The sequence below is a fragment of the Porphyromonas sp. oral taxon 278 str. W7784 genome (assembly GCF_000467855.2).
GTDB lineage: Bacteria > Bacteroidota > Bacteroidia > Bacteroidales > Porphyromonadaceae > Porphyromonas.
The window spans coordinates 305021-328868 of record NZ_KI259221.1 but is presented as its reverse complement, the minus strand read 5'-3'; the positions used below and the strand labels follow the sequence as shown (position 1 = coordinate 328868).

The following is a 23848-nucleotide window of genomic DNA, read 5'->3' as shown; positions in this document are numbered from 1 at the left end:
CAATTCACGCACCCCGGGAGGGGTGCGACGTAGAGCTCTCCTACGACAAGCGTGCGTCCATCTCGTTTCAATTCACGCACCCCGGGAGGGGTGCGACTATTAGCAATTTCAGCACGAGTTTTCTCATCCACGTTTCAATTCACGCACCCCGGGAGGGGTGCGACAGTGTGGTGCAAAGTTGCGTATTATAGGGCGGATAAACAAGCGTAATCTGCGAGAGGGGAGATGGAAAGGGAGAGAGGGAGCGCGCTTGTTGCTTTAGTTTTGGTTATGTGGCTGATTACTAGCCTCTGCGGATGATGCAGGAAATCGCTGTTCGCTTAGGGTTCGCTGTAGGCTTAGATGAAGGTGCTTGGGGATTTTCGAAGAATGAGCCTCGGGGGAGTGGGGGAAGATGCTGGGGCGGGGCTTATTTGGGTGGGGCTAGACGATGAGCTCGCCTTCGAGCTCGAAGGAGGTGACCTTGCCGTAGACGTGGATCTGCCGTTGGTAGTGCTTGTCTAGCTGGTAGATCCGAAGACTATCCTCTTGATCATCGATCACCGAGAGGAGTTCATGACGGAGGCTTACTAGCTGTGCTGGATCGACCAAGCATTCGAAGACCGAGGCCTGGACACGCTGCCCGTAGTTCTTGCAGATGCGGGCTACTTGGCGGAGGCGCTTAGCGCCCGAAGGAGTCGCTGTGGCGACATCGTAGGTGACGAGGATATACATCTTTTGCTCAGATCATTAGGAATACGGGGTGCTCATCTGACTCCCCTCGTAGGTGACGAGGATATACATCTTCAGCTCAAACCATTAGGAATACAGGGTACTCATCCAAGTCCCCTCGTAAGTGCCGAGCCAGGAGGAGCGCTTGGATATAGGGGAGCAGGCCTAGGGGCATCTTCTCCTTGAGAAATGGATGGGTGATCTCATCCTTCTTGCGCTTTTGCCAGAGGCCGATGAGGCGCTTACGAGCATCCTCTTTGAGGAGAAAGCCCTTCTCTCCCTGAGGGATGAAGTCGCTCCTTTCGATCTGTCTTTTATTGATGATCGATAGGACAAAACGGTCGACGAGGTAGGCACGCATCTCTTCCATGAGGTCGAGGGCAAGGCCCGGTCTACCTGGGCGATCCACGTGAAGGAAGCCCACGTAGGCATCCAGCCCCACCGTCTCGAGAGCAGCACGCACATCATGCGTCAGCAGGGTGTAGAAGAAGGAGAGCAAGGCATTCACCTCATCCTTCGGTGGATGTTTGCTTCGTCCAGAGAAGGTGAACTCTTTGTTGAGGATCAGGTGCTGGAATAGTCCGAAGTAGACATTCGCAGCATAGCCCTCCATCCCCATGACGCCTAAGCGTGAGGTCTGCTCCGATAGCTTATGTTGCTGTTGCCTCAGCAGTGCCCGAGCCTCCTCGATCTCGCTCTCTACCTCGTGCGGGGGATGATGGTCCCGACAAAAGCGGGCTAAGACACTCCGATGGTTCGCTATCTTCCCCGCGATGAAGATCGAAGCCAGATGCGACGAGAGCACGTCGTCATCTGCTAGACGATATTGCTCCCGTCTCAGGAGTACATTCCCCTTGATCGGCCCTTCGAGCGAACCGATATACTTCCCCGTCGGAGAGAGGAAGGAGAGCTTCACCCCATTGTGTACGCAGAGCGACATGGCTCCAGGTGAAGCGCCCATGTAGGAGAAGCAGAGGATGCTCTCGAGGTTGTGAATCGGTACACGTAGCGTCTCTTCGTCGTCGATGCGGACGACGATATTCTCTCCATCCTTGACCAGATAGGCGTTGGGGGTAAGGATATAGAGGGTGTTTAGAAGGTGTCTCATCGCTTAACAAGGGCAGGGGAATTGATTCGATGATCCGAGGAGAATAGGCTGCCCTCCAAGTACCCCATACATGCCTCCCTCAAGTGACCCATGCATGGGTCGGTCGAGTACCCCATTCATGGGTCGGAGGTGGACCCCATGTATGGGTGCCTAGTGAGGAGGATGATCTAAGGGGAGAAGAGCAGGAGGTGTGTGCCTTGGGTTGGCTGAAGTTATGCCCTCTAGAGGCTTATAGACGCTTCGTGATGCGTGCTCATGAGGGCCTTAGCTAAAGGGCTAGTCAAGGAGGTGATAGCGACTGAGGTAATCCGAAGCTCGCTCTCCTTGATTCATCTGAGGCATGCAAAGATCTAGTAGGGAGCAGGAGCGACAGCATGCAGCGTAACGTGGAGGGATGCTTGCCCCGTCTTTGTATAAGCGGTGCATCTCGATAGCCATCTGTAGGGCCTCGGTGCGAAGCTCGGTGTCGAAGGCGACTTCTTCCCGATGCTTCGTCTCACCATAGAAGAGGTATCCTCGGGGGATGTGTATGCCATAGGTTTCCTCGAGGCAGATCGCTTCGGCGCAGAGCTGTAGCTTGTCGGCATTCGTTCGTTTGGGACGCCCCCGCTTATACTCGATCGGTATAGCCTCCCAGTCTCCAGGGTACTTGGGGTGATGGAAGTGAGCCCCTTGGGACTCCGATGCTGGGTGTAGCTCCACAGCATCGGAGTATCCATAGAGGCCAAGTGAGGGGGAGGCTAAGGGGACAGAGCGAAGGGTGATGACATTGCCTCGCCGACCACTCTCCTTGGGCTGATGCACCTTCTCATGGAGTAGATGCCCTTCGGCCGTCAGATGATTTTCCTCCCAGAGTTGCTCCACATGGATGAGGTACCACTGTCTCGGGCAGAAAGCATAGTGCTGGATGCCCGAGAGGGGGAGCATCTCGTCCTCGGTGTACATGATGCGCTAGATGAGGTCGAGTAGCTCAACTCCCTTGGGGAGGTTGCTCTCGTCGATGGTGATCTCGTAGTCGCTGAAGGAGCGGGCCGGACGGTTGGGGTCCTTAGCCTCTACCTTCACCAGCTCAAAGAGCTTGTGGGCAGGAGCATTGCCTAGGTCATCTTTGTGCTTGAAGACGATGAGTCGACGGGCAGCCATGAGCCCACGGGCGGCAGAGCGGTCGAGGTCGAACATGTTCTTCAGCGCCTCCCAGAGCAGTGCTAGGTCGTCTTCACTGAATGTCGTCTCACGAGCCAGCGCCGCAGAGATGAAGCCGTGAGCACGGTACAGCCCGTAGGGTACGGTAGCCTTACGCCCCATGGTGCGCTCCTTATCCTTGTCCTTCTCGTCGGTGACGGCCATGCGGGTGACTGTATGCTCGGAAGTCACTACGGGGTCTATGGAGCGAGCGAAGGTCAGCTGCACAGCGCCTCGTACCTGACCAGCATTCTTCCCCGTAGTCATCACAGCTCCGAAGGTGCGGATGTCATAGTAGTGCTCGCACATGTACTGGCGTGCCTCGCCCTTATTATCGGCTTCCTTCCCTTTCTCTTTGGGTTTGAGGCCAAGAGCCTCATAAGCTTTGTCAATCTCGCTGTTGAGGACTGCAGCCTCCTTGACGAAGATCTGGCTGAGAGGATCACCTCCTACCTTGGTCTGCACATAGTTACGAACCTTGCGCTTGAGGCAGACATCGGTGACGAGGCCTTGTCCCGTCTCGAAGTCTATACGAGGGAGATTCCCTGCATCAGGGTCTCCGTTGGGGTTACCATCTTGTACGTCGAAGAGATAGATGAAGTCGTACCTGTTTTGGATAGGTTGCTTACTCATGATTGTATGGATATTTAGTTGGGTTAATTTTCTGTTTCTTGTTCTTCTTCGATTGCTGCACTCTCTGCCTTCTGATCACGGTAGGCCTTCTGATGATAGTAGCCCACGGCGAAGATGCTCTGCTGGTCAGGGGAGAAGAACTTATCGAAGGTAGCCTGTCCTCCAGGGAGGAGCTCTAGTACCTCCTGTATCTGTCGATCGAAGTAGTAGCCGAGACCTCCGTGCTCCTTCTTAATCTTCGATAGGTGGAAGGCTGAGAGCTGGAGGAGACGACCGAAGATAATCCCTGGTGTCGCTGAGGCTGTACGGAAGTAGCGATCGGTGATGTTGGCCTTGACGCCGGGGATAGCTTTCTCTTGGATGCGCTCCAGAAGCGCAAAGAGTCGCCCTGCTAAGTAGGCTGGGTTGGAGTTTGACTTGTCTAGTGCCATAGTTAGCTGTTTTATTTGAGGATTCTTTCTGTGCTTGCGGTTGATGTGTGCCTTGAGTAGAGCTGCTCGGAGCTCCGTGACGGGATACTTGCTGGTATGGTCATGATGGATCCGCTCGAGGCATGCCATCTGGAGAGCTGGAGGATAGGGGAGTCCCTTGATGATGCTCTCAAGTAGCTCTTGCACTACCTGCCTCGGCCACTTAGTGCTATCTGTCGCCGTGTAGATAGCCTTCATGATCCGGTAGATCGGGCGAAGGGGAGGTATCTCTTCATCCAGGAGGCCATCGAAGCGGATGATATTCATATCATCGAGGTGTGCGAGGGTATTACCGACGATTTCGCTGACAGTACCCTCCATCCAGAGCTTGACACTGACACGCTTGGCGTTGGGGGCCAGTGCTAAGATGTAGAAGCGATCAGAGTGCTCCCGATCGATATATGCATTCTTGCTGACTAGTGCTGACCGAAGAGCCTGGATCACCACCTTCGTTTCTTTCTCGGGGTCCCTCTCCTTAGCTGCTTCCTCCTCCTCTTCTCTGTCACTATCGGAGGGAAGCCCTGTGAAGGTGGCTTCCTGATAGACCTTCAGCAGTTCATCGTCCTGTAGGGTATTCCAGAATATGAACGTGGTCTCTCCTATGCGGTAGTTCGTGTTTTTATCCTTCCCGAGGAGCATGTTGAGCCCTGAGATGATGGCATCGGATGCCGTCTGAGAGATTGGGGCATTAAGCCCCTGCTCCTTGCCATAGGAATCATAGCCCGAGAATTTTTGGAAACTGATGAGCGTGGCATTGGCTTGTGCTCCGAAGAGACTGATCCCACCATGTAGTCTAGCGATGCTGCCCTGCTCTCCTGTGACTAAGCATCGTCCCTTTTCTTCTCCATCCTCCTCAGAGCTCCCTGCCTGGTGAGACTGAATATCTTCATGAGAGGAGATTAGCTTATTAGGGGGAAACTCTGTACTTAGTAGGAATGAGATGTTTGCCCCAACCTTTTTCTTGATCTCCAGCAAGATCTCATCAGGGATGATGTTCGAAAGGTCCTTTACCTCCTCCTCAAATAGATCTGAAGACTCTCCCTCCTTTTTCTCGTCATACTTCTCGTAGAAGAGTTCTATAGCCTTGAAGCCTTTGTTCTCTGGGAAGAGCTCTCGGAACTTAGCGAGCTCTTGCTTGAAGGCGTCATGCTGTTTGGGAGCCATGACCTGCTTCTCTTCGCTATCATCCGTGGGGAGCCCCAGCACATAGCCAGAGTGATCCCAGAGGATCTGGGAGATTGCATAGCTCTTGGATCCTGAGCGTCCTTTAGCTTTGGCTACGAGGTACTCACGGCCTTGCTTATGCTCTTTGTCTCGGGTATCAATCACCCGTCTGAATGTGCCGTCTTCATCAATGACGATGACGAAGGGAATAGCTTTCCACTCCATGCCGGGGGATACTACCTTCCCCTGCTCGGCCATCGCTTGATAGTAGTCGTAGAGTGCTTTGAGTATCATCTGAGTATCTCCTTGCTTGATTTGTGGGGAATATCGATCACACCATGCTCCATCTGGGCATGGAAAAAGAGGGGAGGAGGACACTGGAGATTCTTCTCAAAGTCCATATCGAAGAGCATGATCCCTAGATCTCTAGATTCGTCGATGGGTAAGTCCTGCACCTGACCTCGTGGAATGTACTCAAAGGAGCAGGTGAACTCGCGACAACCTAGGTAGGGCTGTGTGAAGCACTGCCCCTTGGTAGCTCGCTCTAAGAAGATCGCGTCATACTTCTCGGGTGTCTCCGCCTTAGGATCCTTGCACTCCTCTTGCTGTTTCTTGGTACGCTTCTCCAAGGGGATGAACTCCATCTCGGCATAGATGCGGTAGGCTACATCCCGGAGGATATAGGCTGTACGCTGCTGACGATTCTCTTCGATGAAGAGGGGCTTTGTAGCCTTGGGACTCATCGTGGATCCTACTTCATTGCGACGGATAGAGGTCCGTAGGATGGGCTTGAGTACCTCGATCCTCCGGACGTGCCATTGGATGGCAGGCTTCCAGAAGATGCACTGGAAGATGTTGCGTGCTGCCGAGGGAGTGATGACATCATAGCTGACACGCTCGACCTTGAGTTCGGGTCGTGTGAAGCAGGCAAAGTCACCACGTATCTCTAAGCAATAGAGTTTAGGGTTTGTCTTATCCATAGTTGCTGATTGTATTTGTTGCTTGTTCGTTTAGCCGAAGAGAGGCTCGTCAAGGAGGGGATTTGTAGTACAGACCCCGAGAGCCTCATCATAGCCTTGGGGCTCTAGAACTAGGATGCTCTTCCCCGTCTCCTTATCAATTACCATCTCAGAGAGAAGGCGAGCTTCCTTGAGCTCCTCATACCTCCACTTAGAGATCGATACATGGTACTGCTGGAGCTCCCTTAGCGTCCTGTGGTTGAGGTAGAGGGTATGCTTCTCAAGCCCCTCTAGGAGCTCCTTTCCCCTGCCGTAGGGGACGAAGAGGTCACGATCTACATTGTCTATGAGCTGGAAGTCTTCAGAGGCTTGCTGGAAGTCGAATCGCCATCGCTTAGCCTCGTCCTTATCATATAGGCTCTTGGCGATATTCTTAGTGTCAAAGCTCGTGATAAAGGCGTAGTAGCAGTCGTAGTATGCTTCGATGAGTTCCAGAGGCATGCTGGGTCGGGTATGCTCCTTGTAGTTGTTAAGTAGGAAGCGTGTCGCCTCTTGCTCTTTGGTTGTAGCCTTGGAGGCTTTACCATAGTCATTTAGGGTGAAGATATGGACTTCCCCAGGGACTGGTTGCTTCCCTTCTCTATTACAGCGTCCGCCCGCTTGGACGATCGAGTCTAGGCCACTCATAGCTCGGTAGACGATGGGGAGGTCGATATCGACCCCTGCCTCTACTAGCTGGGTACTGATGACGAGCGTGGGAATGCCTGCCTTCAGACGCTGACGTACCTCTGCGATGCGCTCCTTCAGATGAGCCGAACACATATTACGAGACAGGTGGATGACATCCTGAGGCTTTTTCCCCATCTCGAGCAGGGCACGATAGAGCTGTGAGGCATCTCGGCGGGAATTGACGATACAGAGGGCGGAGTCGTGCCGGGCTAGCTCTTCGGCTAGCTCCTTCGTTGTGTATTCCTTCTCCTCGAGATGGTAGATGACTCGGTCGAATACTTTGAAGAGCTCGGGATCCTCGGGAATGATCGGCTGGATATCTTCGCTGAGCTGATGGAAGTCATTTACTCTCTTGAAGGAGCTACTATGGTCCTTGTCGAAGGGAGGGAGTGTAGCTGAGCAGAAGAGGAGCTGCGTGCCGTAGATATGCCTTAGATCCTCAAGAAGGCGAAGCATGGGATGTAGGAATTCGGTCGGGAACATCTGTACCTCGTCGAAGACCACAACGGAGTTCGCTATGCTGTGCACCTTTCTGCTTCGTGATACCTTGTGGGAGAAGAGGCTCTCGAAGAATTGTACGTTCGTCGTCACGATGATAGGAGCGTCCCAGTTCTCTGCCAGTAGGCGGGTGCGCTCGTAGCGCTCTGCCTCTTGGCTGGCTTCATCCCCAGAGAAAGAGATATCTGAGTGATGCTCCAGTACATTCTCTTCCCCGAAGATCTCACGGAAGATCCCTGCTGTCTGGGTGATGATCGAGGTATAGGGGATGACGTAGATGATACGCTTAGCTTCGTGCTTCAGAGCTGTCTCTAGCGCCCAAGCCATTGAGGAGAGTGTCTTCCCGCCACCTGTGGGGAGGAAGAGCGAGTAATAGCCTTTCGGGCAGGACTGTCCATGTGCTCGGCATTGGTTGAGGAAGGCTCTACGAGCCTCGTTGATCTTGCCCTCTGTCGAGAAGCCCTCCATGTGCTTGGTCAGCCGATCCCTCAAGGTCTCGAGTGGGACATATCCGCTGGTAGCCTCCTGACGGCGCCCTTTTCGCTCTTCGTCCATGAAGGCTTCGGTATCGAGGAAGTCAGCATCAACGAGGCAGGAGAAGAGTAGTCGGATCAAGGCCTGGGCTTGCTCTGTCGCACCTACTTTCTTAGCAAGTTCTTTAAGAGAAGTCTCAGTGGCCTCAGCATGCTTTTCGATCCAAGTTTGTAGCTCCGACTTAATGTTGGGGAGGGCTTCAGTCGTCTTAGCATAGCGCTTCTTGATCTCTTCCTTTTTAAGCTCCTTTTGCAACTCTATATAGTCATATAGTCCTCGGTGGTGTCCGCTGATGGCATAGGCTAGGAGCTGGGAGGTGCGGGGTAGTTTCTTCAGCTGAAGTTCCTCGGAGAGCTTGTACAGCATGCAGGTAGCTAGAAGTGCTCCGGCTGCACTATGCGGAGCTTTGTGCTCACTCTCTCCTAGGATGTAGCGCTGGAAGGCCGACTGAGCTTTCCCTGCATCATGGAGTTGGGATAATAGCCTCCCTAGGGGAGCGAGCTCGGGTAATCCGGCCTCCTCTAGGAAGAGGGCACAGTGGTGGGCTACACCTTCTATATGTTCGGGGAGGGTCTGGAGGCTTCCGTCTTCTCTTGTGTGTGCGATGATGGGATCTGGCATGGTGTCCGTCGGATTAAGGTCGGATATATCACTATGTGTTGACTTCTTGCGTTACTGTCGATTGTGTAGAGCAAATGTAGGGGTTTCTACCATACAAATCAAGTAGCTGAAGGGGACTATCAGCTGAAGATGGACAGCCGATTACTTGCTCCGTCTGGTAGGGGTGGTGTGGATGCCCTTCAGAGGGGATAAAAAACGACCTACTGTGGGTCGCTCTTGCGACCTACGGTAGGTCGTCTTCAAAACCTACTGTAGGTTTTTCGGCGACCTACCGTAGGGTTGTTTTTGGGGGATAAGGAGGGCTGTCGATGAGCCTACCTTTCACTGAGAAGAAAGGGGGTAGGAGGGAAGAGTGAAGGAAGAGGCTAGTTCGGAGGAAGACGGAAGACTAGACTTCTCTCGATCTTCTCCCCGTCTTTGGGGTGCAGAGTCACGTGCAGGATGAAGGGACCGGAGACTGAGCGAACGAGGAGACGTAGCGATTCGAGAGGTGCCGTGCGTAGGTTCATCAGCCAGGAGTCCTTCGCTAGGGAGTTACCTCGGGCAAGGAGCATCCCTGTCATCGTGTATACGCCGAAGGAACAGGTAGCCTGGGGAGAAGCTTCGAGTGCCTGGAGTAGGTCGGCTAGGGTAGTACGCTCACCTTTGTCCGAAGTGGAGGTATCCGAAGAGCTCTCTAGAGAGTTGGGCATCCCTGGGGTAGCATAGCCTGAGGAAGCAGAGGAGGCCTTCCAGTTGCTTTCTTCTTTGACCTTCGTGTAATCCCTTCGCTCTAGGGCAACTCCCGCCTTGGTCTTCAGCCCACGAGGAAGGAGAGCCTCGCTGTAGTGGAGGAGGTCGATGACCTGGTCTTCTCCCTTGACGAGCGCTATGAGGCCAGACTTATTTAGCAGGCGGGGAAGAGGGGCTTGGACGAACTTCTCTCGAGGGGCTTGAGGGTAGGTCGAGGCAAGTGCATCGGGATCTTTGGTGATGACGATGTAGCTCTTTGCCGAGATAGTCTTCTGAGGGAGGGCAATGGTACGGTAGGATTGCTCATCACGGCCGACGGCAAGGAGGAAGTCCGATAGTTCACAGTCCGTATCGGCTACATTATATAGCTCGATGTATTCGGGGCTCTTGGTCTTGGGGTGGGGCATGACCTCGGAGAGCAGGAGGGTGGGGCCTGACTGATCTCCCTCATTGGGATCGTGGGGAGGCTGGGGCGCTTCGCCCTCGTCCGGAGTCCCTTCGCCTGCTGGGTAGATCCTGATATCCCTGAAGGCCCAGTCCTTGGTATGACGCATGGTGAAGGTGCAGCTCAGCCCGAAGGTATTCTTACGTACGAGCTCAGGGAGGAAGGCCTCATTCGTGCCCACGGACTCAAACTTTCCCCCACGGGTCACGTCCCTTAGTGCTAGTTCCCAGCCCGAGGATGGGCTATAGCTGACCCTATAGTCGTAGGTGTGCCCTTGGGAGAGGACTTCCTTGCTTGAGATGAGGATAGAGCTGGGGGAGCGGTAGGTGATCTGAGGATGGGTGGGCGAAGGGTGGCGGGTGAGTACGATCCGGATGAGTGCTAGGCAACCCCTACGGTAGCCCCCGAAGTCCAGAGCTACGTATTCGAAGGTCTGGGCGTCGATTACCTTGCTCACGGACAGAAGGATATAGCTGTAGTTACGACTTGTGGGCTCTAGATCCAGACGTACACGCCCAGTCCATACGGGCGAAGTGGGTAGGTGGACGTTCGTCATGATGGTCGCTTGGTCTGAAGTCTCAGGTTCGGGAGCCTGAAGCTGGAGCCAGCCCTCGTGCATGACGAAGTAGGAGCGGTCGTAGCGCCATACTTCTTTAGAAGGTGTCCCCTCCGAAGAGAAGTCGGCTTGCCAGGATTGGGCTCGGAGTAAGGCGGGGATATGTAGACTAAGGAAAAAGAGGGAGAGGACGAAGGTGCGCAAGGAGATCATAGAGCGTTTGGTGAGCATCCTTGGGGCAAGGGGGGATCAGTCGTCGCCCGTATCCTCTGCTCGAGGGGTGTGTGCTGCTCGAGGATGGGCGGCGTAGAGTTTCTTCAGCTGCTCGAAGGAAGTGTGTGTGTAGCGTACAGTGGTAGAGACCGAGTTGTGCCCGAGGAGCTCCTTGAGAAGCATCAGGTCAGCTCCCGAGTTGAGCATATCGGTGGCGAAGGTGTGGCGAAGGACGTGAGCCCCACGCCGAGCGAGGTTAGGCACCGCAGATAGTGCTTCGTGAGCGACGGCATAGACCGCCTGAGGAGTCATGGCTTTGCCCTCAGTATTGACGAGGAAGCTCTCGGTAAGGCCGAAGACCGAGGTGCGTAGATGGCGCCAGGCTTCGATCGAAGAGGCCAGCCCTTCGCCAAAGGGGACGATGCGCTCTTTCCGCCCTTTACCGAGGACTTTGAGTTGGCGTGCTTGGGTGTCGACTGCTTGCTCCTTGAGCCCCGCAAGCTCGGAGCGTCGTAGCCCGCACTCGTAGAGCATCACGAGGATGAGGCGGTCACGTACCGCCCGCCAGTCATGCTCATCGATCTCGGGGCTCAACATCTGGTCCATCTCCTCCGTAGGGACGTAGACAGGGAGGGGCTTAGCTGCCTTCGGAGGGCGTAGTGCCTGGATAGGATTGGTCTTGATGCGCTCGGTCTTCAGCAGATAGCGGTAGTAGCTCTTGAGCGAGGTCAGGCACCTCCCTACGGTAGAGGCCTTGACTCCCTGATCCATCTTATGGGAGAGCCACCCACGGACGAGGTCAAGATCTCCCTCCGAGGGGACGAAGGCTTCGCCCAGACGCTCCTCGACATAGGCTAAGTAGCTCTGTAGATCCGCTTGGTAGGTGCTGACCGTCAGAGGTGAAGCATCCGCCTCATAGCTCAGGTAGTCGAGGAAGGTCTGAAGGTAGTTGGAGTGCTCGGACATCGACCTCTCTAGACTTAGGGGGCTAAGCGGTGGATGCTCCATGAGCCATCCTCCTGGAGCTCGTAGAGGAAGCGGTCATGCAGACGGCTATCTCGCCCCTGCCAGAACTCTATCCGTGAGGGCGTCACAGCGAAGCCTCCCCAGTTGTCTGGGCGAGGCACTTCTCTCCCGACGAAGCGTAGGCTCTCGGCGGCAAAGCGCATCATGATGTACTCACGTGATGGGATGGGCTGGCTCTGTGGCGAGATACGCGCTCCTACACGACTCTTGTAGGGACGCATGGCGAAGTAGGCATCACTCTCCTCGGGGGACAGGTGCTTGATCGTCCCCTCGACATGGATCTGACGCTCTAGTTCGTGCCAGAGGAAGGTCAGTGCTACATGGGGATTCGCTGCGATCTGTCTCCCCTTACGGCTATCGTAGTTGGAGTAGAAGACGAACTTCCCCTCCAGTACTTCCTTCAGGAGGACTGTACGCATGCTGGGGTGTCCCTCGGGTGTAGCAGTCCCGACGATGACGGCTGTCGGCTCGTTGACCTGAGCAGCGATGGCTTGGTCGATCCAGGAGCTAGCTAGATCTATAGGATCCTTGGGTAGATCCTTTCGGCTCAAGCTCCTCGAGGAATACTCTCGCCGTATATTCTCCAGATGGAGATCCTTAGACATAGGGATAGGTATTTAGAGCGAAGGGGAGTAGATTACCCCTTCGCCGCTTTCAGCTTGGATAGTTCTTGCTCTAGGAGGGCTATGCGCTCATCCTGAGCATGGATGGTCTGTTGGTAGGAGTTGAGCTCCTCAGTCTCGATGCTACTAGGTGCCTGCTCTTCGACTCGGAGAAGTAGGTCACTCAAGACATTCATGTAGTTGTTGAATGCATCGTAGGGCGAGGTGTAGGGGCTGAAGGGATGGCCTCCCCAGTTGATGGTGTTCATATAGTAGAAGTGGTCAGCACTCTGCAGGTAGAGCCAATCCTGGAGTAGGCGGCGATCATCAAGCGCATGCACACGCTCACCCCATAGACGGAGCTTCTCGATGGCTCCCTGCTGTAGGATGTTCCCAGTCCATTCGTTGGTGCTCTTCTCTTCGCCAGCCCAGCTGATGGGATAGGCTACAGAGAGGGGAGCGACACTCTTGTGCTCATCGAGAAGGCCAGAGGGAGTAGTGAAGCTCACATCATAGCTTGGTGCCAGAAGAGGAAGCGCCTTGAAGAACTCGAAGATACCCGTCTCAGGCCTATTCATAGAGCCTAGCACTTCATAGTTCATGTACAGCAGGGTGAAGTCCTCTCCTTCAGGTAGCCACTTGACTCGCCCAAGGAGCTTGTCGGCGGTGACGGGATACTCGGGTGATCCGTAGTCAGAGAAGTGGTTGGTGACGAGCTCTGAGAGCTGAGCATTGCGGAGGAGTAGCTTGGTCTTGGGGGCAGAGACAGCTTCGTAGAGGTAGTTAGGGCTCTTCCACCCAAGGACGTGCTTTGCCCCCTCGGTGATGATCCCCTCGTAGCCCATGGCTGCGATCTCAGAGGCGATCTCATCGGAGTAGATCAGTTCGGTATTGCAGAGGACACGTGAGCGCTCCACTCCGAAGAGCTCACGGAGCTTAGCCTGCTGCATACGTACCTGACTGCGGAACTCTACTGGGTCAAACAGCGAGGAGAGGGAGTGCGCATAGGGCTCAGCGATCAGCTCTACACGCCCTGTAGCAACAAGCTCCTTGAAGCTTTCGATAAGCTCAGGCTTATAGTACTCCATCTGCTCGATAGCGAGCCCCGAGATAGAGAAGCTGACGGAGAAGTCTGGGTAGGCCTTCAGGAGCTCTAGGAGCATCCTATTGGCTGGGATGTAGCAGGTATCAGCGATGCGCTCGAAGACCTCCTCGTTGAGGTAGTCATCGGTATAGTAGTGGGAGTTCCCTATATCGAAGAAGCGATATCGACGGAGACGATAAGGCTGGTGAATCTGGAAGCAGAGACAGATCTTTTTCATAATATCTTGCGTATAGTAGAGTAGTGATTAGCGGACATAGCGATCATAGATAGCTCGGACCTTACGCCCTGCAGCTTCCCAGGTGATGCTATTGACTTCACGCAGACCTTCTTCCTTGAGGAAGGCGTGCATCTCGGGATAGGTGATCAGTGCATAGATCGCATCGGCCATGGCGTCGATATCCCAATAGTCGACCTTGACGGCATAGTTGAGGATCTCGGCACAGCCCGACTGGTAGGAGATGATGGAGGGGACTCCACACTGCATCGCTTCGAGGGGAGAGATACCAAAGGGCTCTGAGACGGAAGGCATCACATAGACATCGCTGGCCTTGAAGACTTCGTAGACTTGCTGTCCCTTCATAAAGCCTGTGAAGTGGAAGCGGTCGGAGATATTGCGCTCGGCGGCAAGGCGGATCATTGCGTCCATCATATCTCCACTACCGGCCATGATGAAGCGTACGCCCTTGGTGCGCTCAAGTACTTTAGCAGCAGCTTCGACGAAGTACTCACAGCCCTTCTGCATGGTGATACGCCCGAGGAAGGTGACTACCTTGTCCTTCACCCCACGACGATCGGGGAGAGCAAGGATAGAGGGAGCAAGCGGAGTGACGGCATTATGTACCGTCGTGACCTTCGCAGGATCCTGATGATACTTCTCGATCACTGTCCGACGGGTCAAGTCACTTACGGTGATGATATGGTCTGCGTGGTTCATCCCATCCATCTCGATACCGAAGACGGTAGGATTGACATTCCCGCGGCTACGGTCAAAGTCCGTAGCATGGACGTGCACGACCAGAGGCTTCCCTGTGACTTGCTTGGCATGAATACCTGCGGGGTAAGTCAGCCAGTCATGGGAGTGGATGATATCGAAGGTCTCTGACCGAGCGATTACCCCTGCGACGATCGAATAGTTATTGATTTCCTCGAGGAGGTTGTCGAGATACTTCCCTGAGAACTCAAAACATCCGAGGTCATTCGTCCTCATGTGGGAGAAGTCAGCATAGATATGATCCCTCAGATGGTAGTACAGCTCGGGAGTCATCTTCCCAGCGAGGCGGTCACGCACATAGTCATAGTTCACATCACGGTAGACTACGGGGGTATCTCCTGCTCCTATGATACGGAGGAAGCTCGTATCCTCGTCCCCTGAGGGTCGGGGGATGACGAAGGTCGTCTCCATATCTCCCTGAGCTGCCATCCCCTTAGTCAGGCCATAGCTAGCTGTACCTAGACCTCCAAGAATGTGGGGGGGGAACTCCCACCCAAACATGAGTGCTTTCATTCGTATCTAATTATGGGAAGGGTTTGTGTATCATACTTGCTTTTTGCCACCTTGAGAAGCTCCAGCGATCGGAGGATCTCCCCGACGCTCATAGCGAAGGAGATCGCACCACGACCCTTGAAGGGAGGATTCCCATCGAAGAGTTCACTGATGGTACCTACACCATGCTGTTGCAGTTCCTCTTCCATACCGATCAGGGTACGTTCGATGAAGGAGATGGCGCTACGTCCGTAGAGCTTGAGACAAGCTTCGAAGTAAGGGCCGAGAAGCCAAGGCCAGACGGAGCCATTATAATAAGCTCGCTCACGCTGTAGCTGCGTCCCGTGACATTGGGGCTGGTAGCCGTCGCTCTTAGGACTAAGGGAGCGTAGACCCTTAGGAGTACGGAGCTCACGAGTGATGATCTCGATGACGGAGCGACGGGTAGACTTGGGAAGGGGTGAATAGGGAAGCGAGGTGGCGAAGATCATGTTCGGCCGCACGCTCCAGTCACGTCGGGTGCTATGTGGGTTGACATAGTCGAAGAGGTAGCCATGCTCGTTGATGAAGATATTGCAGAAGCTCTTCTCGACGAGCTGCAGGAGCGACTCCATCTCCTCCGTCCACTGGCTGGGCATCACTTCTCTGTAGAAGCAAAGAGCATTATACCAGAGGGCATTGACTTCGACGAGGTAGCCTTCTCTCGGGATGACTGCCTGGCCGTTGATCTTGGCATCCATCCAGGATAGAGGCTTCCCGTCTCCGGTGATGTAGCAGAGCCCTGTGTGGTCAATGCGGAGGTTGGGGTGAATGTTCTTGAGGTAGTAGTGGATGAGTTCGTTGAGGAAGTCACCATATCTACTGACCATGTCGGCGGGAGTCGACCAGCGGGCGTATTCTTGTAGCGCCCAGATCGCCCAGAGACCTACGTCGCCTTCGTTTATATCACGGATTTCAGTGGAGAGACTTATTTGATTCATGAAGGCCCGCACTTCGGGTAGGACGGTATCCATGATACGGTAGAAGCGCTCGGGCGCATCGGCGTAGATGGTACAGCCGGGGAGGGCGATGAAGAGATCTCGAGCTCGCACTCCGAACCAAGGATATCCCGCCAGCAGGTAGCCGTGGGTGGCGTCGGGGCGGTAATAGAATTGGAGCGCTGCATTCAGCAGACAGCTTCGGAAGTCGTCCTTGGTGATACGCATGGCTACTTCTTCGTCGAAGAGCTGTGCAAGAGAAGCGGGATCGGCCTCTTCGATACCTGCGGAGAAGTACACTGATTCGCCTACCTCGATATCTACGTCGAAGTAGCCGGGGACATAGAGATCTTCGGTGTATTCGTAGCCACGTTCCCGCTCCTTGATATATTCATTCTTCTCGTTCCAATGGGGATCGGAGACGAATTCATGTTCCTTGGAGACCTGAAGATATAGGGTGGGGTAGCCGGGGTAGAGGCAGAAGGTCACGCCTGAACGTGCGACGCCGTAGTCGCCATTGATCTGATCGTTGCGATGGGTGAGCATCTTCACGTCACGGAAGGCTAGGAAAGGCGACAGACGTAGTGTCGTCCGGCTGTGTGCTTCGAGTAAGGTGTAGCGGGTGATAGCTCTATTGGTGTAGTGGCAGAAGAGGAATTGCTTCTCGAGGATCACGCCACCGACGCGGTAGGTCGTAGAGGATACGACGTCGACATTATACTCTCGGATGTACTTGTGGCCTTTGGGGCTGAAGACGTCGCCTTCATATTCGTGTATCCCGACGTTGAAGGGGACGCCATGCTGGATGATGGTCAGATCAAGGCTAGAGAGGAGGACGTGGTTATTAGCACTGAGGGTGGGCACGGGGATGACGAGGAGGCCGTGGTACTTGCGGGTATTGCAGCCGACAATACTCGAACAAGAATAAGCGCCCTTACGATTCGTGCGGATGTATTCTCGTTGTGTGGACTCATCGAGATTAGCCATCAGCCTTCGGTCGAACTTGAGGTAACTCATGCTAGATTTCGCTTATGAGGTGGACTCCATCAGAAGGCTCGGAGAGCGGACTGTGTAGGAGGTTTTCTAAATTCTTCAGCTAAGATACGAATAAGCATCATCCCCGTCAAGCTTGAGCCTGCTCTTCTCCGAGGCGAATCCTGCTGTGGGGGGAAAAAGAGAAGCGAGTCTGAGCGCTCAGAGGCTCAGACTCGCTTCTCAAGATATAAGGAAGATCCCTTGGACTGCAGGAAGAAGGCTTACTTCTTCAGGCGTGCGAGGATCTTCGATGCAGATTCGGAGAGCAGGACGACAGCGCCGGCAAGGATCGCAGTATCCTTGATGACGAGGCGACCAGCACCGGAGAGGAAGGGGAAGCCATCGGCCCATTCGCCGGCAGCCAAGGCTTCTGGCGAAGCGTGTACCCACGTTTCGGGCGTGGTGATGAGGAAGCTCAGCGTCCCGATGGTCATGATGATGCAGAGAAGTTCGCCTACGATGCCGAGGTAGGGCGAGAAGAGCCCGAGGAAGACCAAGATACCGATGGTCATGATCAGAATACCTAGGCCGTGGGAGAAGAGGTAGGTGCGGTTCTCGACATGCCAATCGTGCTTCGCTTGATTGTACTGTCCTTCGGGTACCTTGTTGAGGGTGTACTCCTTGACGGTCTTACCTTCGTCGTTGGTCACCTTATTATTGGCGTCCTTGAGGAAGAAGCTCATCAGCGGGCTATTGGCCACGAAGGGGATGATCCCGTTGGCTTCGTAGTTGGCGAACTTCAAGCCACCGATCCAAACGAAGATGATCAGGATCGCTACACGGATGAGTTTGCGTCCGAGGCTGCCGAGGTTGCTGGCGCACTCGAGGAATGAGATGAATGCTTTCTGCATCTTATCAGAGTTAGTTGTTAGGTTGATGAATAAGTGAGTTGTTTGCCTTACAACCCGAGGTGTTTTGCAAAGGTTCACAGCTCTTCATATAGGCTCCCCTCTGCAGTGGCTCTAACCCCTCCCCATGCATGGGACCTGTAAGTGACCCATTCATGGGTCGGTTAGGTACCCCATTCATGGGTCACCTCGGCGACCCATGAATGGGTAGTATACGGGAGCTATGAATGGGAATGAAGGGAGGGGGGGGATGGAGGGGGCTACTTCCCCTTTAGAGGAGGAAGTCTTTTACCCACGTTCGGTAGGCGGTAGAGGGAGTGCCGTCGGCATCTTGGAGAATTAGGGTCGAGGTCTTCGTCGGGATGTAATCCGAACTTGAAGAGAGGCGGCACCAAAGAGTGAGTACCCGCACTTCTTGGTGGGGTTTGGAGAAGACGGTGACTAGTTCGGCCAGACGCCAACCTGCTTCGACGGCCTCCCGACGTAACTGATCAAGCGAAGTGCTTGGCGTGATGAGCACCAGAGCACCTTGGGTTGTGAGGAGCGATGCTGCCGTGCGAAGAAGCGTCGTCGGCGACAACCCTTCCGCCACATGACGGGCAAGGCTAAGGCGATGATCTTCGGGGAGAATGCCCTCCGTATAGTAGGGCGGATTGGAAATAATCAGGTCGAAGGGTGCTTCTTCGCTTGCAAGCGCCTCCATATAGTTCTGCGCTCGGAGCTTGAGGCGAGAGGCGAAGGGCGAAGTGCGGAAATTCTCTTCGGCATCTAGAAGGGCTTCTGCTTCCATTTCCCATGCTTCGACGGAGGATTCTGGGAAACGTTGGGCCAGCATCAGAGCAACTATGCCCGTTCCCGTCCCTACATCAAGGAGACGCGCCTTCTTGGGCAAGGGATGACTGAAGGACCAAGCGCCGAGGAGAAGGGCATCTGTCCCGACACGCTGCGCTACTCGCTCCTGGGTGATCTTGAAGCGCTGGAGGAAGAAGGCTGAAGGCATGGCGCTTACTTCCCTTCGGCCAGCGAGGCCAGCACCAACTCTGGATGGCGAATGCGCCAAGCCTGCGGATAGAGATTATTGGATCGGTTGCCGAGGTTCTTGACGAAGCCCAGCGCTTGTCCTTGATAACAGATCAGAACAAACCCTCGGGGCGTCGCTTCGGGAAGGATGATCGCTTCACGAGCCAAATAACGTATCGCCGTCTCTTGAGTAACTTCTACCCGAGGGAAGGCTTCTTCGGCCAGCGCCAAGCTCAGTGCCAAGGCGGGGGGCGGGAGATAATTCTTGCCCTTTACTTCTGCCAGCGGTATCCCCGAAGTAAGGATGGGGACCTTCAGCGCCTGTAGCTGTTCGACCAGCGACAAGACCGACGGCGAATAAGCGACTAATTGGTCGTCTCCTACCTGTTGAAGCACGAGGTCTTGGCGAAGATTTTCGGCGATCCAAGCGAGGACTTCTGCGGGAACTTTGATACTTCCCCGGCCTTTTCCTTTAGAAGGCTTCACCTTCGCAGGTGCTTCGTCCTCGGACTTACGTAGGACGGCGAGGAAGAGACCTTCACCTCGCACTCGGTGAGGCATCATACGATAGCAAGGATAAGGGCTTAGCGTGGAGGGGATGATTTCATTAGGGCAGTCGGGTAAGGCCAGTGGCTCTGCGCCGAACTCTTCGACGAGGTAGCCGACCATAGCTTCGTCCTCATCCCGATTGAAAGTACACGTACTATAAATCAAGATACCTCCGGGACGAAGTGCAGGCCAAATGTCCTCGAGGATCTCCCGTTGCTGACGGGCACACTGGACTACGAGGCCGGGAGACCATTGACGGCGAGCTTCTTCATCCTTGCGGAGCATCCCTTCACCAGAGCAAGGAGCGTCGACAAGTATGAAGTCAAAGGTTGTGCGGAGCTTGCCCAGCACTCGGGGCTCTGTAGAAGTAACGATCGACTGTGTAGATCCCCACTTCTGGATGTTCTCGGCGAGGATCTGTGCCCTAGAGCGTATGAGCTCGTTGCTTACCAGTACACTTCCCTCGGGTAGCAGATCAAGGAGCAGGGTACTCTTGCCACCTGGGGCCGCACAAAGGTCTAAAGCTGTAAGAGGTTCCTCACCTAAGAGGGGCTTCACCAGGCTGAGGAGCATCGAAGAAGCTTCCTGTACGTAGTAAAAGCCTGCATGCCAAAGCGGATCTGCGGTGAAGGAAGGACGCTGATCCAGGTAGTAGCCCAAGGGACCAGCCCAAGGGACGGCGTCTCCTAGGGCTAGGGGGAGGTCGATTCCTTCAGTCTTGCGAGCATTGAGGCGGATAGATACCGAGGGTTCTTCGTCAAGGGCACGGAGAAGTGCAGGAGCTTCCTCGGGGAGGAGCTCATGGATCTGCTGGATGAAGCCTGTAGGTAGTGGCGTAGTGAGTGGCATAGTCTCTCGGAGGCTTCTCTAGTTAGTGACCAAGGAGGAAGATCGTTGGCACCTTGTGAATATCAGGGATGTGTCCCCGCCAAGCAGAAAGCTTCTTCGTCTGAAGGATAGCATGCTCGGAGGTTAGCCCCGAGGCGATGCAAAGCTTAAGATCTGGCGAGCAGTGTCGAATGAGTTGCTCGACGAGTTGCACGTTGCGGTAGGGCGTCTCGATGAAGATCTGCGTCTCACCACGAGAGCGAACACGGTGCTCCAGCTCTTTCATCGCCTGCTGACGCTTAGCATCTTCGATCGGAAGATAGCCTGAGAAGGCAAAGCCCTGCCCATTGAAGCCCGAGCCCATCAAGGCAAGCAGGATCGAACTAGGGCCTACCAGCGGGATCACTTCTATCCCTTTGCGCTGAGCGATCGCTACGACATCCGCTCCAGGATCTGCTACAGCGGGGCAACCAGCCTCAGAGATGATCCCGATATCTTCGCCCGAAGCAATGGGGGTGAGGAAGCCCTCGATACTGCCTTCAGGAGTATGCTTATTGAGCTCGTAGAAGGTTAAGGCGTCGATATTGACACTTCGGTCTGCAGCTTTGAGGAAGCGTCGAGCAGAACGGACATTCTCGACGATGAAGTGACGGATAGTGGGCAGGAGGGCTCTATTCAGCTCGGGCAGACACTGGCTGTGCTCGACCTCCGCTATAGGTACAGGGATGAGGTAAAGCTTCCCTTGGGGCGTATTCATAAGGTCTTAGGGATGAGAGGAAGAAGTGGAGCGAAGGCGGTGCGCTAGCAGAATCGTCTGCTCCAGATAAGGATATTCGGCGATGAGGTAGCGTGCAAAGGCGCCGGTCTCTAGCTCGGATGCCAGATGCTCGATCGGCCACCATCGTCCCTTGATGGGGAGACAGTCGACGAGCAGTTGACTAGGATCGGCGATGTCGACAGCGAAGAGATAGACGCTTAGATCTTGACCTGCTATCGTCTCATGATAGTGAAGGAGGAAGCGAGGCCTAGCACGTCGGATACCGCAGAAGCGTAGGTCGATGAGTTCTTGAGCTACTTGGTCAGGGCGGTAGCCTTCGGTCAGCCAAGCTACGAAGGGCGTATCGTAGCCTGCTGTCTGAGGAAGGCGAGCTTCATGCGCTTGCTCCAGATAGATCATATCCCGAGAAGTAGCGATCAGACGTACTACCGGCAGGCGCCCTTCGCTGGGCTCTGGCGTCGTCATGGGTACACGTCCGACGGGCTGCTGCTGATCATTGAGCACGGGGATCCATACTTCACGCTCCAGACGCTTCTTTACCCAGACGAGATGTGCACATTCTACGGCGTAGACCGACCAAGTGAAGACGACGACGAAGGCCGATGCGGCATAGAGCAGTATACGCCAATGCACGGGGCAAAGCATCGTGCAAAGCCCGATGAAGATAAGAGCGATGAAGGAGAAGACCACAAGGATACGCTCGAAGCGCAGGCGTTCGGCTCTCAAGATACGTCCACGGATGCAGAGGCATTGCTTCGGATGCTCCCTTCGAGCATCGACGAAGCGATAGAGGGCTACCACGATGCTGCTCACGAGATAAGATATCAGCAGGAGGGACTGCACGCCGAGCGGATGGCCGATGAGTGTCTCGGAGGCGAAGAGTAGAAGCACTCCCCAGAGCCCGAGCACAAAGAGCGAGCGGTGCATGATCGATCTATTGGCCGAAAGTCCTCCTAGAGCGAAGAGCCCCGCCACACAGAGCGCCAGCGTCCCTGCTACACCTACCCAAGCAGTAAGTGGAGAGAAGAGCAACGCAAACGTTAACCCCAGCGGGAAAGTGAAGAGCTCTGTCGGAAGAGGTAGGTCAAGAGAAGATAGGGGCTTCGTCTTGTGATAAAGGGATCGAATGGTCTTAATCATGCACCCTTACAACACCTTACGGCGAGAGCTGGTTCACCTTCACCATCCGCAGAGGGAGATTTCCTCCTGCCCTCTACGGCGCCGAAGGTCTACCCTCTAAGGTCTCCCCCCATCTATATCTTTCCTTACTCCCATTCATAGCTCCCGTATACTACCCATTCATGGGTCGCCGAGGTGACCCATGAATGGGGTACCTAACCGACCCATGAATGGGTCACTTACAGGTCCCATGTATGGGTCACTTACAGGTCCCATGTATGGGGTGATGATACATATCGCTTGGGGAAGGTGATCCCATACATAAGCAGCAGCGCTGGAGCCAACTACGGCTCCAGCGCTGCTACTTATACATGGGGGAGTGGGGACTAGAAGTTGAAGTAGATGAAGGGCTGAGCGTCGGCGCTTCGTATCTGGATGAGCAGGAAGACCGTCACGATGAAGAGACAGACTTGTCCGATGAAGGGTAGGTCGGTGAGCCAACTACGGAAGCGGAGTTCCTGCTTCTTAGAGGTGAAGTGCAGGAGGTAGCCTAGTAGGAGCAAGAGAAGGACATTCTTGTATCCGACGACAAACTGAAAGAAGACCTCGGGGGCGAAGTGGTCTGAGATCTGTGTGATCACCGACAGTGCCGTCTCCATCGAGTCAGCACGGAAGAAGATCCAAGCGAAACAAACTAGATGGAAGGTGATAATTTGCCCGAGGAAGCGCTGGATCTTGAAGGGCTTCTTCCTGCGCCAACCGAGGGCGTCGAAGATCTGCATGTAGAGCTTGTGGAGCGCTAGAGCTACCCCGTGGATCGCCCCCCATAAGATGAAGCGCATGGCAGCACCATGCCACAGCCCGCCGAGGAGCATCGTCACCAGGAGGTTGACATAGGTGCGTATCTGCCCCTTTCTATTTCCCCCCAGAGGTATGTAGAGATAGTCTCGAAGCCAAGTGGAGAGGGAGATGTGCCAGCGACGCCAGAACTCCGTGATATTCCCCGATTGGTATGGGGAATCGAAGTTGATGTTGAACCGGAAGCCGAGAAGCAGAGCGATCCCAATGGCCATATCCGAATAACCTGAGAAGTCGCAGTAGATCTGCATCGCATAGCCGTAGACGGCAAATAGATTCTCCAGCCCCGTGAAGCGTGTCGGTTCGGCGAAGATCAAATCCACGAGGTTCGCCCCGATGAAGTCTCCGATGATCGCCTTCTTCACCAGCCCGCTCAGGATCAGCGTCAGTGCTTCGCCGTACTCCGCCTTGAGGAGCTGGGGACGGCGGTAGATCTGCGGGATGAAGTCCTTAGCTCGGACAATAGGTCCAGCTACCAGCTGCGGGAAGAACGACAGGTAGAAGAGGTAATCAATCCATCGCTTCAGCGGAGTGATCTCTCGTCTGTAGATGTCCGCCGTATAGCTCAGCGTCTGGAAGGTATAGAAGGATATACCCGCTGGGATGAAGTAGTCCCGTGCCTCCAATGGGATCGCTGGCTCGGTAGCTATCCCAAGGGAAGCTAGAAGCATTTGCCCCAGGTCAAGTAGGAAGTAGAAGTACTTGAAGTAGGAGAGCATCCCGATGTTGACGCAGATGCTGGTGAGGAGAAGACGCTTGCGGTAGACCTCGTCCTCACTTCGACCGATCGCCCGACCGATGAAGAAGTCCATCGTCGCAGCGAAGAGCAGGATCAGGACGTACTCCCCACTGCTCTCGTAGTAGAAGAAGAGCGAGAAGATCGAGACATAGATGATCCTGAGCGTCGTAGTCCGCCTCAGGAGCATGTAGAGTGGTAGGAAGAGGAGGGCGCAGAAGAGAAAGAGCCCCGAAGAGAAGATCATCGGACTCTCCCGCTCGAAGCGCAAGACATCGGGGAGTCTTCCCCAGTCAATTGTATCAAAGAAGGTCATTCGTCGGTCAATC

General features: G+C 54.7%; 19 protein-coding genes. All 19 read right to left on the bottom strand.

Annotation, left to right across the window (positions count from 1 at the left end; translation table 11 throughout):
* Positions 1-423: 423 nt before the first annotated feature.
* The gene (gene cas2 / locus HMPREF1556_RS01325) at positions 424-714 is read right to left on the bottom strand and encodes a CRISPR-associated endonuclease Cas2 (RefSeq protein ID WP_021666382.1); all 291 of its coding nucleotides are present in this window, start codon (positions 712-714) and stop codon (positions 424-426) included.
* A gap of 76 nt (positions 715-790) precedes the next feature.
* Positions 791-1819, bottom strand: a complete 1029-nt coding sequence (gene cas1c, locus HMPREF1556_RS01320; protein ID WP_021666381.1) for a type I-C CRISPR-associated endonuclease Cas1c — start codon at positions 1817-1819, stop codon at positions 791-793.
* 276 nt (positions 1820-2095) lie between these two features.
* Positions 2096-2764 (bottom strand): CRISPR-associated protein Cas4, encoded by a 669-nt coding sequence (gene cas4 / locus HMPREF1556_RS01315; RefSeq protein ID WP_021666379.1) that lies wholly within the window; start codon positions 2762-2764, stop codon positions 2096-2098.
* Between the two features lie 6 nt (positions 2765-2770).
* Positions 2771-3634, bottom strand: a complete 864-nt coding sequence (cas7c, locus tag HMPREF1556_RS01310) for a type I-C CRISPR-associated protein Cas7/Csd2 (protein WP_021666378.1) — start codon at positions 3632-3634, stop codon at positions 2771-2773.
* 23 nt (positions 3635-3657) lie between these two features.
* Positions 3658-5562: a type I-C CRISPR-associated protein Cas8c/Csd1 gene (gene cas8c / locus HMPREF1556_RS01305; RefSeq protein ID WP_021666377.1), complete on the bottom strand. Its 1905-nt coding sequence runs from the start codon at positions 5560-5562 to the stop codon at positions 3658-3660.
* A complete protein-coding gene (gene cas5c, locus HMPREF1556_RS01300) occupies positions 5559-6248 on the bottom strand; it encodes a type I-C CRISPR-associated protein Cas5c (protein WP_021666376.1) in 690 nt (229 codons plus the stop codon). Before cas5c ends, cas8c begins: the two co-directional genes overlap by 4 nt.
* Positions 6249-6278: 30 nt before the next feature.
* Positions 6279-8609: a CRISPR-associated helicase/endonuclease Cas3 gene (locus HMPREF1556_RS01295; protein ID WP_021666375.1), complete on the bottom strand. Its 2331-nt coding sequence runs from the start codon at positions 8607-8609 to the stop codon at positions 6279-6281.
* A 365-nt stretch (positions 8610-8974) separates the two neighbouring features.
* Entirely contained in the window at positions 8975-10555 is a 1581-nt protein-coding gene (locus HMPREF1556_RS01290) for a lamin tail domain-containing protein (RefSeq protein ID WP_157047499.1), read from the bottom strand.
* A gap of 36 nt (positions 10556-10591) precedes the next feature.
* Positions 10592-11521 (bottom strand): tyrosine-type recombinase/integrase, encoded by a 930-nt coding sequence (locus HMPREF1556_RS01285; RefSeq protein ID WP_021666373.1) that lies wholly within the window; start codon positions 11519-11521, stop codon positions 10592-10594.
* A 14-nt stretch (positions 11522-11535) separates the two neighbouring features.
* Positions 11536-12186: a pyridoxamine 5'-phosphate oxidase gene (gene pdxH / locus HMPREF1556_RS01280; protein ID WP_021666372.1), complete on the bottom strand. Its 651-nt coding sequence runs from the start codon at positions 12184-12186 to the stop codon at positions 11536-11538.
* 32 nt (positions 12187-12218) lie between these two features.
* Complete coding sequence (locus HMPREF1556_RS01275) at positions 12219-13505, bottom strand: glycoside hydrolase family 57 protein (RefSeq protein WP_021666371.1); 1287 nt, start codon at positions 13503-13505, stop codon at positions 12219-12221.
* Between the two features lie 27 nt (positions 13506-13532).
* Positions 13533-14792 (bottom strand): glycosyltransferase family 4 protein, encoded by a 1260-nt coding sequence (locus HMPREF1556_RS01270; RefSeq protein ID WP_021666370.1) that lies wholly within the window; start codon positions 14790-14792, stop codon positions 13533-13535.
* On the bottom strand, positions 14789-16765 hold the full coding sequence (locus HMPREF1556_RS01265) for a glycogen debranching enzyme N-terminal domain-containing protein (protein ID WP_044125034.1): 1977 nt from the start codon (positions 16763-16765) through the stop codon (positions 14789-14791). The genes HMPREF1556_RS01270 and HMPREF1556_RS01265 overlap by 4 nt, the downstream gene beginning before the upstream one ends.
* A 239-nt stretch (positions 16766-17004) precedes the next feature.
* Positions 17005-17634 (bottom strand): DUF417 family protein, encoded by a 630-nt coding sequence (locus tag HMPREF1556_RS01260; RefSeq protein WP_021666367.1) that lies wholly within the window; start codon positions 17632-17634, stop codon positions 17005-17007.
* Positions 17635-17902: 268 nt separating this feature from the next.
* A complete protein-coding gene (locus HMPREF1556_RS01255; RefSeq protein ID WP_021666366.1) occupies positions 17903-18631 on the bottom strand; it encodes a tRNA1(Val) (adenine(37)-N6)-methyltransferase in 729 nt (242 codons plus the stop codon).
* A gap of 5 nt (positions 18632-18636) precedes the next feature.
* Complete coding sequence (locus tag HMPREF1556_RS01250; RefSeq protein WP_021666365.1) at positions 18637-20049, bottom strand: NOL1/NOP2/sun family protein; 1413 nt, start codon at positions 20047-20049, stop codon at positions 18637-18639.
* A gap of 22 nt (positions 20050-20071) precedes the next feature.
* Positions 20072-20785: an SAM-dependent methyltransferase gene (locus HMPREF1556_RS01245; RefSeq protein ID WP_021666364.1), complete on the bottom strand. Its 714-nt coding sequence runs from the start codon at positions 20783-20785 to the stop codon at positions 20072-20074.
* 6 nt (positions 20786-20791) lie between these two features.
* Entirely contained in the window at positions 20792-21946 is a 1155-nt protein-coding gene (locus HMPREF1556_RS01240) for a hypothetical protein (protein ID WP_021666363.1), read from the bottom strand.
* 365 nt (positions 21947-22311) lie between these two features.
* Positions 22312-23835 carry an MBOAT family protein gene (locus HMPREF1556_RS01235; RefSeq protein WP_021666362.1) on the bottom strand — a complete coding sequence of 508 codons (1524 nt, stop codon included), beginning with the start codon at positions 23833-23835 and terminating at the stop codon, positions 22312-22314.
* Positions 23836-23848 lie beyond the last annotated feature (13 nt).